Below are 13,019 nucleotides of genomic sequence, written 5' to 3' on the forward strand. Positions count from 1 at the left end.
CGGGTCACCCCGGTTTTCCTAAAGTGCCTTCACGCTCACTCCTTCAAGGATTCACGTGAACAGCACTCTGCTACGCATCACCCAAGCCGCCGCCCTGGCCCTTACGCTGTCCGCCGGCGCCGCCCATGCCGCGGGCGAACATGCCGGCCACGCCATGCCGGCCGCCTACGCCCCCATCGGCAAGCCGGGCGACGCCACCCGCGTCACGCGCAGCATCGACGTCGACATGTCGGACGCCATGCGCTTCACGCCCGCGAGCATCGAGGTCAAGGCGGGCGAGACCGTGCGCCTGAACGTGCGCAACTCCGGCAAGATCCGGCATGAGCTGGTTCTGGGCACCGACGCCGACCTGAAATCGCATTACGACATGATGATGAAGGACCCCGGCATGCGGCACGAGGAAGCCAACGCCGTGTCGCTCGAAGCCGGCAAGAGCGGCCAGATCGTGTGGCGCTTCGACAAGGCGGGCAAGGTGTCCTTCGGCTGCCTGGAGCCCGGCCACTACGCCGCCGGCATGAAGGGCTCGGTGTCGGTGCTCTGACATGACGGCATCCCCTACCCCTGCCCGCCGGCGCTTCGTGCAAGGCCTGGCCGCCGGCGGCGCGCTGGCGGCGCTGGGCGGCTGGCGCGCGGCGCTGGCGCAACCGCACGCGGCGCCCGCGGCCGAGTTGCGCGGCACCGAATTCCACCTGGAGATCGGCGAGACGCCCGTGAACTTCACGGGCGCCGCGCGCATCGGCACCACGGTGAACGGGCAGCTGCCCGCGCCGCTGCTGCGCTGGCGCGAAGGCGATACGGTGACCTTGCACGTCACCAACCGCCTGCGCGAACAAACGTCGATCCACTGGCACGGCATCCTCCTGCCCACGGAGATGGACGGCGTGCCGGGCTTGAGCTTTCCCGGCATCGATCCCGGCCAGACATTCACCTACCGCTTCGACGTCCGGCAGAGCGGCACCTACTGGTATCACAGCCACTCGGGCTTCCAGGAGCAGACCGGCCTGTACGGCGCCATCGTCATCGATCCACGCCGCCGCGACCCCATCGCGTCCGACCGCGACTACACCGTGCTGCTGTCCGACTGGACGGACGAAGACCCGATGCGCCTCTTCAACAAGCTGAAGGTGATGCCCGACTACTACAACCGCATCCAGCCCAGCATCCAGAGCCTGGCGGCCGACGCCGGGGAAAAGGGCTGGCGCGGCGCGCTGGCCGAACGCCTGATGTGGGAACAGATGCGCATGAACCCGTCGGACCTGGCGGACGTGTCCGGCTCGACCTACACCTTCCTCACCAACGGCGCCACGCCGGCGGGCAACTGGACGGGCTTGTTCGAACCGGGCGAGCGCGTGCGCCTGCGCTTCATCAACGGGTCGGCGATGACGTACTTCGACGTGCGCATCCCCGGCCTCAGGATGACTGTCGTGGCCGCCGACGGACAGGATGTCAGGCCCGTGGATATCGAGGAATTCCGCATCGGCGTGGCGGAAACCTATGACGTGATCGTCGAGCCGCGGGAAGCGCGCGCCTACACCATCTTCTCGCAAGCCATGGACCGCTCCGGCTATGCGCGCGCCACGCTGGCGCCACGCGCCGGCATGCAGGCCGAGGTGCCGGCGCTGGACCGCGTGCAGCTGCTGGGCATGATGGACATGGGCATGGCCCACGACATGGGCGGCGGCCACGACATGGCGGGCATGCAGCAAGGCGCCGCGGCGGGCGCGATGAACCACGCCGCCATGCCCGGCATGGACCACGGCGGCGCCCACGGGTCCGGCGCGGAACAAGGCGGCATGGTCGAGGTCAGGCATCCCTATGCCGCCGAGCGCGGCGTGGGCAACTCGATGCTGCCCGACGTGGTCTCGACGCGGCTGGACGATCCGGGCATCGGCCTGCGCGATAACGGCCGCCGCGTGCTTACCTACGCGGACCTGCGCTCCGTGCGCGAACCGGACGACAACCGCCCGCCCTCGCGCGAGATCGAGCTGCACCTGACCGGCAACATGGAACGCTATATGTGGTCGTTCAACGGCGTGAAGTTCTCGGACGCCAAGCCCATCGTGCTGCGCTACGGCGAGCGGGTGCGCTTCGTCCTGGTCAACGACACGATGATGACGCATCCGATCCACCTGCACGGGCTGTGGAGCGATCTCGAATCGCCCGACGGTGCGTTCCAGGTGCGCAAGCACACGATCACGCTCAATCCGGCGCAGCGCCTGAGCTATCGCGTCAGCGCCGATGCGCGCGGGCATTGGGCCTACCACTGCCATCTGCTGTATCACATGGAGGCCGGCATGTTCAGGGCGGTCGTGGTGGAGTAAGCGATGAAACCGATGAATCCCAAACATGCTCTGCTGGGCGCCTGCGCCATCGCGATGACGCTGGCCGGCCCGGCCTCCTGGGCGCAAGCCGCCGGCATGGATCATTCCAGCATGCCGGGCATGGATCATGGCTCGATGCACCATGGCTCCGCGCCGCCCCCCGCCGCCATGGACCACGCCGGCATGGACCATGGATCCATGAGCCACGACGCCGCCCCGGCCGCCGGCGCGCCGCCCGTCGGCAGCCTGCCGTCCAGCGACGGCGCGGGCGAGCGCGGCTATGACAGCTACGGCATCCATCCCCACATGATGGACAACGCGCCTGCCTGGCAAGTGCTGTTCGACAAGTTCGGCGTGGCCCGCAATCGCGATGGCCAGAACGCGCTGGAATGGGACGGCCGCTTCTGGTTCGGCACCGCCACCAACCGCCTGCTGGTCAAGAGCGAAGGAGAGCGCGAAAGCGGCGGCGGTTCGGACGGCAAGATCGAAGCCTTGTGGAGCCACGCCGTGTCGCCGTTCTGGGACCTGCAGCTGGGCGCGCGCCGGGACATCGGCACGGGCCCCAAGCGCGACTGGGCCGCGATCGGCATCGAAGGCGTGCTGCCCTACAACATCGAACTGGAAACCACCGCCTATGCCGGCCCGTCCGGCCGCACCGCGCTGGCGCTGAAGGCCGAGTACGATCTGCTCCTGACACAGCGGCTGATCTTCACGCCCGAGCTGGAGGCCAGCCTCTACGGCAAGAACGACCCGGAACGCGGCGTCGGCTCCGGCCTGTCGCAGGGATCCCTGTCGCTGCGGCTGCGCTATGAAGTCACACGCGAATTCGCGCCCTATGTTGGCGTATCCTTTGAACGCAAGTTCGGCCAGACCGCCCGCTACGCGGCCGACGCCGGCGCCAGCCGGTCCCAGACCGCCATCATGGCGGGCGTGCGCTTCTGGTTCTGACCCCAGGTCTTTTTCCTGCACGGAGCATCATGAAAATTTCCCGCATCACTCGCCGCCTGCTTCTCGCCGCAGCCCTGTGCGCCCCCACCTTTGCCACCGCGCAAACACCCGTCAAGGTCGAAGTCTGGAAGACGCCCACCTGCGGCTGCTGCGAGGATTGGGTCAAGCACATGCGCGACAACGGCTTCGCCGTCACCACGCATGACGTCCAGGACACCGGCCCCATCCGCCGCAACGCCGGCATGGCCGACTACGGCTCATGCCACACCGCCATGGTGGACGGTTACGCGGTCGAAGGCCACGTGCCGGCCAGCGACGTACGCCGGCTGCTGCTGGAAAAACCGGACGCCGCCGGCCTGGCCGCGCCGGGCATGCCGCTGGGGTCTCCCGGCATGGACGGCCCGGAATACGGCGGCCGCAAGACACCGCACGACGTGGTGCTGGTCGACAAGCAAGGCGCAGCCAAGGTCTTCCAGGCCTACCGCTAGGCGGCGCGGCGCCGGCGCGCTGAAACAATTCATCCACACCGCCCCAATGGCTACTCCTTGCACTGCAGCAAAAATGCGCCACAATAAATAAAACGCGTTTCTCACCCACCCCTTGGCAGTCATGGCACAAATCGTCCTGTTCGAGAACATCCACCCGAGCGCCCGCGCGGTATTCGAAGCCGCCGGCTACACCGACATCGTCACGCACGCCGCCGCATTGCCGCCGGCGCAATTGCACAACGCCCTGCGCGGCGTGCAAGTGGCGGGGATTCGTTCTCGCACCCACCTGGATGCCGCCCTGCTGTCCGGCAACCCCGACCTGCGCGTCGTGGGCTGCTTCTGCATCGGCACCAACCAGGTCGACCTGGATACGGCCATGCAGCGCGGCATCCCGGTGTTCAACGCGCCCTTCTCGAACACCCGGTCGGTGGCCGAGCTGGTGCTGGGCGAAGCCATCCTGCTGCTGCGCCGGATTCCCGAGAAGAACGCCCGCGTCCACCTGGGGCACTGGGACAAGAGCGCCTCCGGCGCCTTCGAGACCCGCGGCAAGACGCTGGGCATCGTGGGCTACGGCAATATCGGCTCGCAGATCAGCACGCTGGCCGAAAGCCTGGGCATGCGCGTCATCTATCACGACGTTGAAGCCAAGCTGCCGCTGGGCAACGCCCGCCCCGCCGGCACGCTGAACGACCTGCTGGAACAGGCCGATGTCGTGACGCTGCACGTGCCCGGCGGCAAGTCCACCGAAAACATCATGAACGCGGAGACGATCGGGCGCATGCGCCGCGGCGCCATCCTGATCAACGCCTCGCGCGGCACGGTGGTGGATATCGCCGCGCTGCACGCGGCGCTGAAGTCCGGCCACCTGGCCGGCGCCGCCCTGGACGTGTTCCCCACCGAGCCCAAGGGCGCGGACGAACCGCTGGCCAGCCCGCTGATCGGCATGCCCAACGTGATCCTGACCCCGCACATCGGCGGCAGCACGCAGGAGTCGCAAGAGAACATCGGCCGCGAAGTGGCCGAGAAGCTGGTGCGCTTCCTGCAAGCCGGCACCACCAAGGGCGCCGTCAACTTCCCGGAACTGCCCTATCTGGAACAGGCCGGCGGCACCCGCATCCTGCACGTCCACCGCAACGCGCCGGGCGCGCTTGGCGCGCTGGACAACCTGATGGCGCAGCACGGCCTGAACATCGTCAGCCAGACCCTGCAGACCCGCGGCCAGATCGGCTACGTGATCACGGACGTGGAAGGCGAGGTCGACGACATCGTGATGACCGCCTTGCGCGACCATCCGATCACCGTACGCTGCGACCGGCTGTAAAGGTCAAGGCCAAGGCAAGAGCCCCTTCGGGGGCTCTTTTGTTTTGTGGCCCGCCCGCGCGTCAGGCCTGGGCCGCGGCCTGCACCAGGCATTCCGCGATCTTGTCGCGTACGCTGCCGGCATCGAACGGCAGGCGTCCGATGATGCCGATCTCGCGATGAAACGCCGCCTCCCCCAAGGACACCAGACGCAGCCCCGTCATGTCCAGCCGCCGCAGCTGCGGCAGCAGCGCCACGCCCAGCCCATGCCGCACCATGCCCGCGATGGCCTCGATCTCGTCGAGCTCCACGGCCTCGTGCACGTTGATCCGGTGCTTCTTCAGGAAGATGTCCACCACCCGTCCGCCGAACGACGCCCGGTCGTAGCGGATGAAGGGCTGGGTCGCCAGCAGCTCGCGCCACGGCGCGGGCGCCATGGACTCGGGCATGGCCAGGACCACCGGCTCGCTCATCAGCGGCTGCCAGCCCAACTCGGGCGGCAGGGCAAAGGGCGGGCGGATCAGCACGGCCAGATCCACCTCGCCGGCATCCACCTGCCCCAGCAGCGACAGCGACACCCCGGGCACGATGCGCACGCGCACCTCCGGATAGACGGCGCGGAACTCGCCCAGCGCGCGCACCAGCAGGTCCTGCTGCACCGAGGCGATGGCGCCGATGCGCAGCGAGCCGCTGATGTGGCCCGCTCCCGCCGTGGTGACCATGCGCTCGGCCATGGCGACCAGTTCCTCGGCCTGCGGCAGCATCTCGCGGCCATGGGCATTCAGTACCGCCGCGCGCGCGCCGCGGTCGAACAGTTCTATCCCCAGGTACTCCTCCAGGCGCTTGATCTGGGCGCTGACGGCGGACTGCGTCAGCCCCAGGTGAACCCCGGCGCCCGTGAAGGTCCCGTCACGCGCCACCGCCAGGAAGGTCTTGAATTCTTTGATCACGATCAATATTTTCGATGCTAAGACACAAAAAATATCGTTTTTCAATCAAAAAAACAATACCTAAACTACGCGCTGGTGCTAGGGCCTTTGCAATCTTGCGAGGGCCGGCATTCTGATCGATCATCTTCTTTTGCCTTACCCGGAGCTTTTCATGACCGCCCAAACCAACCTGCCGCCGTTCCACCTGGCCTTTCCGGTCCGCGACCTGGCCGAAGCCCGCGCCTTCTACGGCGAAAAGCTGGGTTGTCCCGAGGGCCGCAGCTCGCCCGATTGGATCGACTTCAATTTCTACGGCCACCAGATCGTGGCTCACCTGGCGCCCGGCGAATGCGGCCACAAGGCCACCAGCGCCGTGGATTCGCATAATGTGCCCGTGCGCCATTTCGGCGCCGTGCTTTCCATGGAACAATGGGAAGCCATGGCCAAGCGCCTGACCGACGCCGGCACCGAGTTCGTCATCGAGCCCTACATCCGTTTCAAGGGCGAAGTGGGCGAACAAGCCACCATGTTCTTCCTGGATCCGTCGGGCAATGCGCTGGAATTCAAGGCGTTCAAGAACATGGATTCGTTGTTCGCCAAGTAATCCGTCACTACAGGTTTCGCGCCGTTGAACGAAATTTCAGACCCCCCTTCTCCGGCCGAAACCCGCTGGCGCATCCTGCCCCAGGGTGACCGCTGCCTGATCGTTTCCTTCGGCGACCAGATCGACGCGTCGGTCGGCCGGACCTGTCTGGCCGCGGCCCGCAAGCTGCGCGACGCGCGGCTGCCGGGCGTGACCGACGTGGTGCCCTCCTTCGTCGCGGTAGCCGTGCATTACCGGCCCGGCGGACACGGCGAAGGCCCCACCTACGCCACGCTTGTCGAACATATCCAGGCCTTGCTGGCCGGCGGCATACCCATCGACGCCACCGGCGGACGCGAAGTCGATATCCCCGTCTGCTACGGCGGCGAGCACGGCCCCGACCTGGACGAAGTGGCCCGCGCCGCCCGCCTGACGCCGGAAGCCGTCATCCAATTGCACAGTCAGCCCCGCTGCATGGTGTTCATGCTGGGGTTCGCGCCCGGCCACGCCTACCTGGGCGTGCACGACAAGAAACTGAACATTCCCCGGCGCCCGTCGCCGCGCACCGCCGTGCCCATCGGCGCGGTCGCGATCGCCAACCGGCAGACCGTCATCTATCCGAACCGGCTGCCGGGCGGCTGGAACATCATCGGCGCCACGCCGCTGGTCATGTTCGACCCGGCCCGCGACCCCGCGGCCCTGCTCCAGCCTGGCGACTCGGTCCGGTTCGTCCCCATCGGCCCCGAGGAATTCGACCGCATCCGGGGAGCCCGGCCATGAGCCTGACCGTGATCAAGCCGGGAATGCTGTCCAGCTTCCAAAGCCGCGGGCGCGAAGGCTACCAGCACCAGGGCATACCGGTGGCGGGCGCCATGGACGAGCGCGCCCACCGGCTGGCCAATGCGCTGGCGGGCAACCAAGGCGACCCCGCCACGCTGGAAATCACCTTGACCGGGCCCACCCTGCGCTTTGACGCGCCGGCCTGCTTTGCACTGGCCGGCGCCGACCTGGGCGCGACGCTGAACGGACTGGACATTCCCCAGCTCCGGCCGCTGATCGCCCAGGCCGGCGACACCCTGGCCTTTGGCTCCAGGCCCGCCGCAGGCGTGCGCGCCTATCTGGCCGTGCATGGCGGCTTTGCACTGGCGCCCGTCATGGGCAGCGAGACCACCTACCTGCGCAGCGGCTTCGGCGGCTTCCATGGACGCGCGCTGGCCAAGGGCGACGAGATTCCCCTGCGCCAGCCGCTGGCCGCCGGCCGCGACCTGGGCGCGCTGCAAAAAGACCTGTGGGACCAGCGCGTCTACCTGCCCGCCGCGTTGGGCAACAAGCGCCGCGAATTCATCCGATTCCTGCCTGGCGTGCACTGGCCGGAATTCTCGCAAACCAGCCGCCGCGCGTTCGCCGAATCCGAATTCCGCATCAGCCCGCAGTCCGACCGCATGGGCTACCGCCTGCTCGGCCCGGCGCTGTCGATGCACCAGCCGCGGCAAATGCTGTCGGAAGCGGCCTGCTTCGGTACCGTGCAGGTGCCGTCCGGCGGCGAGGCCATCATCCTCATGGCCGACCGGCAAACCACGGGCGGCTATCCCAAGATCGCGCAGATCGCCACGGTGGACCTGCCCGCCCTGGCGCAATATGCGCCCGGACAGACCCTGCGATTCCAGCGGGTCGAACTCGAGGAAGCGCAGCGCCTGGATGGCGAGCGCGAACGCGCCTTCGCGCAATTGCACGAAGCGCTTGCGCCGCTGCGCGCGCTTCTGGCCTAGAAAGGAAAACTGCCATGACCACCCGCATCGACATGAATTGCGACATGGGCGAAAGCTATGGCGCCTGGACCATGGGCAACGACGCCGCGGTGCTGCAATACGTCAGCTCCGCCAACATCGCCTGCGGCTTCCACGGAGGCGATCCGGCCACCATGCGCAAGACCGTGGCGGCCGCGCTCAAGCAGGGCGTGGCGCTCGGCGCCCACCCCAGCCTGCAGGACCTGGCGGGCTTTGGCCGGCGCGTCATCCAGATCAATCCCGACGAAGCCTATGACATCGTGGTCTACCAGATCGGCGCGCTGGCCGGCGTGGCGGCATCGCAAAGCGCCCGGCTGCATCACGTGAAGGCCCATGGCGCGCTCTACAACATGGCGGCCAAGGACGAAGGCCTGGCGCGGGCCATCTGCCAGGCGGTCAAGGACGTGGACGCCTCGCTGATCCTGTATGGTCTTGCGGGCAGCAAGCTGATCGACGCCGCGCGCGCCATCGGCCTGACGGCCGCCAACGAAGTGTTCGCCGACCGCTCCTATCAGGACGACGGCTCGCTGACGCCGCGCACGCGCGCCGGCGCCATGATCGAAGACGTGGACCAGGCCGTGGCCCAGGTCGTGCGCATGGTGCGCGAAGGGCTGGTGCGCTCGGTGGACGGCAAGGATGTGCCGGTGCAGGCCGACACGCTCTGTATCCATGGTGACCAGCCCAATGCCCTGATTTTCGCCAACGGCATCCGTCAGGCCCTGGACAAGGCGGGCATCGAGGTTCGCACGCCGCCCCGCGGCTGACGATCGGGCGCGCGCCTGGCGCGGCGCCTGCGCTTTATGCGTCCTGCAGCGACGCCTCGCGGTAGGTCCGCAGGATCTCCGGCAGCACTTCCATCACGTAGCTGCGGGTCAGGTCGGCCGCGCGCTCGAAATCGCGGTTGCCCAGCGCCAGGATGATGCCGTGCGTGTAGTTGGGAATCGTCTTGGCCTCCAGCGACTGCCGGGCCAGCAGATACCGCAGCGGCTCGATCTGCTCATAGAGCTTGCTGAGCATGCTGGTCAGGGGCGTATTGCCCGTAAAGCGGGCGCTGGCCAGATAGAACTCGCGCGAGGCCGCGATGAAGCCGCGCACGTCGCGCTTGGCCAGCGCCGCGACGATCGCCTCGTGATAACTGCCCAATTCGGCCAGCAGCGGCGCCAGGTCATGCATCTCGGCAACCTGGCGGATGCAGTACGCCTCCAGCTCCGCGCGCAACATGTACAGATGGCGGATCTGGGTTTCGGTATAGAGGGTGACCCGGAAGCCCTTGCGCTGGATATGCGTGACCAGGCCGCTCAGCTCCAGCAGACGCAGGGCTTCCCGGATGGGGCTGCGGCTGGTGCCGAAACGCTGCTCCAGCTCCTGTTCCCGCAACGGCTGCCCTGGCCGGATGGTGCCGTCCACTATCAACTCACGAATCTGTTCCTGTAGGAAATACGGAATCGTGGCGGGCGCTTTTACGTCCAATCGGCTCCCCTTCTACTGCGCGGTGCATGGTATGAGACAGCGACAAGATACTAGAAATCTATTGAAACACAAGTAGTAATACTGTTGCATGCCCGAAAAGTATCATCCCGGCGCCAGCCGGACCCGGGCCACGGCGAGCGCGCCGCCCCTAGTCCCAGTCGTCCCGATACACGAATTTGGGCATCTGCCAATTGAAGCGCAGCGCCAGCAGGCGCATCGCCAAACCCGCGGCCAGCGCGATGGGCACGGAGGCGTTGGCGGACAGGCCCATGCCCTGCGCGCCCAGATACAGGGCGCCGGTCACCAGCGACACGCTGGCGTACAGCTCCTTGCGGAACAGCAGCGGCACCTCATTGCAGAGTACATCCCGGAGCACCCCGCCGGCGCAACCGGTGATCATGCCGCTGATCAGCACCACCGTGACCGGCAGTTGCATCATCTGCGCCACCTGGCAGCCGATCACGGTGAAAGCCACCAGCCCCAGGGCGTCGGCCAGCAGGAACACGCTGCGCAGCCGCCGCATGACCGGCGCGATCAGCGCGGTCAGGATGGCCGCGCCGCCGGTCATCCACAGGTACTCCGGATGCACCACCCAGGTCAGCGGATAGTGCCCCAGCAGCACGTCGCGCAGCGAGCCGCCGCCCAGGGCGGTCACGCAGGCAATGATGCACACGCCCATCCAGTCCATGTCGCGCCGCCCCGCGGAAAGCGCCGCGGTCATGGCTTCGGCCACGATGGCGACGAGGTACAGCGTGTGCAGCAGAGCTGGCGAAATATCGGTGAGCATGGGACGGGCAAGGATGGAGGCAGGCCTCATTGTATTGAGCCTGGGCCGGCGGCCGTGCCCATTGCCTGCCGGCGCGCCATCCCGTACCCTCGTCCATGCGTTGATATCCATCAAGCCCCGTCCCGTTTCGCGGCGAGACAATGGGGATATGCCCGACTGGGCGGTAATAGCCAGGCAGCGCGGACGCGGGAGCCGCGCATCTGGCCACAACCGGGAGATAAGGTATGACACAGCAAACTGGCCCCATCCTGCTGGCCACCGACCTGAGCGCACGCGGCGACCGCGCCCTGGATCGCGCATTGCAGTTGACCAAGGAACTCAATACCAAGCTGATCGTGCTGCATGTCATGGAATCCCATGCCACGCCCGCGCGCCTGACCACGCCGGTCTGGCGGCGGCTGTCGAACGATCACAAGGGCCTGGCTGAACGCGAGCTGGCCGAAGACCTGGCGGCCGCCAACGTGCCGACCGAAGTCGTGGTCGTCAAAGGCGACCCGCTCGTCCGCATCATGGAAACGGCCGACAGCTATGGCTGCTCGCTGATCGTCACCGGCATCGCCCGCGACGAAACGCTGGGCCGCCTGCTGCTGGGCACCACGGTTGAAAAGCTCGCCCGCCAGGCGCGCCAGCCGGTCCTGGTGGTGAAGAACCGCCCGCGCAAGCCCTACCGCGACGTGCTGGTCGCAACCGATTTCTCGGCCGGCTCGCGCCAGGCGCTGCGCGCCGCGCTGCAGCTGGTGCCCAACGCCAACCTGACCCTGTTCAACGCCTACGAAGTGCCTTTCCAGAGCGTGAACGTGCCCGACGACGCGGTCGTCAGCAGCTTCTACAAGACCGCGGAGCAATGCGCGCAGCGGTTCATCGCCGAAACCCCGGAACTGCCCAAGGGAGTGCCGCCCAAGGTCGTGCTGGAAGCCGGCCAGCCGGAGACCGTGCTGTCCGAATACTCGTTCACCCACCGTTCCGACCTGGTCGTGACCGGCACCCATGGCCGCACGGGCATCCTGCGCACCGCCATCGGCAGCGTGGCCGAACGGCTGCTGGAAGCCCTGCCCAGCGACGTGCTGATCGTCAGGCTGACCGGCGACGAGTAATCCCGGCAAATGAAAAAGGCGGCGCTTCCCGCGCCGCCTTCGGACAGGGCGAAACGTGGCGCGGCTACGCCTCGCCCTGTTTTTCCATGGAATCGATGGTGCCGCGCAGGATCTTCAGCAGCACCAGCCCCGGCAGGGCGATAAGCACCGTCAGCAGGAAGAAGCCCGGCCAGCCCAGGTGGTTGACCAGCGGCGGCGTCAGCGGCCCCGCCAGATAGGTGCGGCCCACGGCCGACAGCGCCGAGAGCAGGGCGAACTGCGTGGCCGAGAACCGCTGGCGGCACAGCGCCATCAGCAGGCCGACGAACGACGCCGTGCCCAGGCCCCCGCACAGGTTCTCGATACCGACCCCGGTAGCCATCAGCCAGATGTTCTTCGGGCTGACCGCGATCAGCCAGTACGCCAGGTTGGACACGGCCTGCAGCAGGCCAAAAGCCATCAGCGACCGGTACAGCCCCCAGCGCGACATGAGCGACCCGCCTGCCAGCGCGCCGATGATGGTGGCCGCCAGCCCCAGCACCTTGTTCACGGTGCCGACTTCCGTCGGCGTGAAGCCCGCGCCACGGATGAGGAAGGTGGTGGACAAGGCGCCGGCGAACGCGTCGCCCAGCTTGTACAGCACGATCAGCAGCAGGATCGCCAGCGCGCCGCGGCGCGTGAAGAATTCATGCAGGGGTTCGGCGACCGCCTCGCGCAGGCTGCGCGGCGCGCGCGCGACATGCTCGGGCTCGGGCGCCCACAGCGTGGCCAACGCGCACAGCAGCATCAGCCCGCCCATCAGCACGTAGGTATTGCCCCAGCCTATCCACTGGTCCGCCAGGATCAGCGCCAGGCCGCCCGACACGATCATGGCCAGCCGGTAGCCCATGACCTTGATGGCCGCGCCCGCCCCGCGTTCCTCCTTGCGCAATACGTCCGTGCAATAGGCGTCGAAGGCGATGTCCTGCGTGGCGGAAAGGAAGGCCACCAGCACCGCCAGCATGGCCAGCGGCATCAGCGCGGCCGACGGCGACAGCGCGCCCATCGCCATGATGGCCATCGCCAGCAGCAGCTGGGTCACGAGCATCCAGCCGCGCCGGCGGCCCAGCAAGGGCGGCACATAGCGATCGACCAGGGGGGCCCAGAGGAACTTGATGGTGTAGGCCGTGCCTACCAGGGTGAGGAAACCGATTTCCTGTAGCGGAACGCCCTCGACGGTGGCCCAGGCCTGCAGGGTGCCGCTGGTCAGGGCCAACGGCAGCCCGCTGGCAAAGCCCAGGACCAGCAAGGGGGCAACGCGGGGGCTGGTGTAGACGTTGGATACAGCGGTGATG

At 67.5% G+C, this 13,019-nt stretch carries 15 protein-coding genes; 10 read left to right on the forward strand and 5 right to left on the reverse strand.

The window, feature by feature from the left end; all coding sequences use genetic code 11:
- The first annotated feature begins 55 nt into the window (after window positions 1–55).
- The 5 genes from HLG70_RS19505 to serA all read left to right on the forward strand — a co-directional run bounded on the left by HLG70_RS19505 (window position 56) and on the right by serA (window position 5,078).
- Window positions 56–541, forward strand: coding sequence for a cupredoxin domain-containing protein (locus HLG70_RS19505; RefSeq protein ID WP_234103138.1), 486 nt, complete (start codon window positions 56–58; stop codon window positions 539–541).
- 1 nt (window position 542) lies between these two features.
- Window positions 543–2,321, forward strand: a complete 1,779-nt coding sequence (locus HLG70_RS19510; RefSeq protein WP_171665850.1) for a copper resistance system multicopper oxidase — start codon at window positions 543–545, stop codon at window positions 2,319–2,321.
- A 12-nt stretch (window positions 2,322–2,333) separates the two neighbouring features.
- Window positions 2,334–3,269: a copper resistance protein B gene (locus HLG70_RS19515; protein WP_171665852.1), complete on the forward strand. Its 936-nt coding sequence runs from the start codon at window positions 2,334–2,336 to the stop codon at window positions 3,267–3,269.
- Window positions 3,270–3,298: 29 nt separating this feature from the next.
- Window positions 3,299–3,757, forward strand: coding sequence for a DUF411 domain-containing protein (locus HLG70_RS19520; RefSeq protein WP_171665854.1), 459 nt, complete (start codon window positions 3,299–3,301; stop codon window positions 3,755–3,757).
- A gap of 121 nt (window positions 3,758–3,878) precedes the next feature.
- Entirely contained in the window at window positions 3,879–5,078 is a 1,200-nt protein-coding gene (gene serA, locus HLG70_RS19525; RefSeq protein ID WP_171665856.1) for a phosphoglycerate dehydrogenase, read from the forward strand.
- Window positions 5,079–5,139: 61 nt separating this feature from the next.
- Here the strand turns inward: serA and HLG70_RS19530 are convergent, their stop codons facing one another.
- Together HLG70_RS19530 and HLG70_RS19535 are read right to left on the reverse strand one after the other, a co-directional pair.
- Entirely contained in the window at window positions 5,140–6,006 is an 867-nt protein-coding gene (locus HLG70_RS19530) for a LysR substrate-binding domain-containing protein (protein WP_171665859.1), read from the reverse strand.
- Complete coding sequence (locus HLG70_RS19535) at window positions 5,966–6,130, reverse strand: hypothetical protein (protein ID WP_171665861.1); 165 nt, start codon at window positions 6,128–6,130, stop codon at window positions 5,966–5,968. The genes HLG70_RS19530 and HLG70_RS19535 overlap by 41 nt, the downstream gene beginning before the upstream one ends.
- A gap of 27 nt (window positions 6,131–6,157) precedes the next feature.
- Here HLG70_RS19535 and HLG70_RS19540 point away from each other — a divergent pair, with 27 nt between their 5' ends.
- The 4 genes from HLG70_RS19540 to HLG70_RS19555 are packed head-to-tail and all read left to right on the forward strand — an operon-like array spanning window position 6,158 to window position 9,119.
- The gene (locus HLG70_RS19540; protein WP_171665863.1) at window positions 6,158–6,589 is read left to right on the forward strand and encodes a VOC family protein; all 432 of its coding nucleotides are present in this window, start codon (window positions 6,158–6,160) and stop codon (window positions 6,587–6,589) included.
- Window positions 6,590–6,613: 24 nt separating this feature from the next.
- Window positions 6,614–7,348 (forward strand): 5-oxoprolinase subunit PxpB, encoded by a 735-nt coding sequence (gene pxpB, locus HLG70_RS19545; RefSeq protein ID WP_171665865.1) that lies wholly within the window; start codon window positions 6,614–6,616, stop codon window positions 7,346–7,348.
- Window positions 7,345–8,337, forward strand: a complete 993-nt coding sequence (locus HLG70_RS19550; RefSeq protein WP_171665867.1) for a biotin-dependent carboxyltransferase family protein — start codon at window positions 7,345–7,347, stop codon at window positions 8,335–8,337. Before pxpB ends, HLG70_RS19550 begins: the two co-directional genes overlap by 4 nt.
- Window positions 8,338–8,351: 14 nt before the next feature.
- Window positions 8,352–9,119 (forward strand): LamB/YcsF family protein, encoded by a 768-nt coding sequence (locus HLG70_RS19555; RefSeq protein WP_171665869.1) that lies wholly within the window; start codon window positions 8,352–8,354, stop codon window positions 9,117–9,119.
- 34 nt (window positions 9,120–9,153) lie between these two features.
- Here HLG70_RS19555 and HLG70_RS19560 read toward each other — a convergent pair whose 3' ends face one another.
- The gene (locus HLG70_RS19560; RefSeq protein ID WP_419144778.1) at window positions 9,154–9,762 is read right to left on the reverse strand and encodes a GntR family transcriptional regulator; all 609 of its coding nucleotides are present in this window, start codon (window positions 9,760–9,762) and stop codon (window positions 9,154–9,156) included.
- A gap of 211 nt (window positions 9,763–9,973) precedes the next feature.
- Window positions 9,974–10,612: a trimeric intracellular cation channel family protein gene (locus tag HLG70_RS19565; protein WP_171665959.1), complete on the reverse strand. Its 639-nt coding sequence runs from the start codon at window positions 10,610–10,612 to the stop codon at window positions 9,974–9,976.
- 224 nt (window positions 10,613–10,836) lie between these two features.
- Here HLG70_RS19565 and HLG70_RS19570 point away from each other — a divergent pair, with 224 nt between their 5' ends.
- Window positions 10,837–11,706 (forward strand): universal stress protein, encoded by an 870-nt coding sequence (locus HLG70_RS19570; protein ID WP_171665873.1) that lies wholly within the window; start codon window positions 10,837–10,839, stop codon window positions 11,704–11,706.
- Between the two features lie 64 nt (window positions 11,707–11,770).
- On the opposite strand, the gene HLG70_RS19575 is transcribed toward HLG70_RS19570, so the two are convergent.
- Entirely contained in the window at window positions 11,771–13,018 is a 1,248-nt protein-coding gene (locus HLG70_RS19575) for a muropeptide transporter (RefSeq protein ID WP_171665961.1), read from the reverse strand.
- Window position 13,019 lies beyond the last annotated feature (1 nt).

It is taken from the genome of Achromobacter deleyi (assembly GCF_013116765.2).
GTDB classification, from domain to species: Bacteria; Pseudomonadota; Gammaproteobacteria; order Burkholderiales; family Burkholderiaceae_B; genus Achromobacter; species Achromobacter deleyi_A.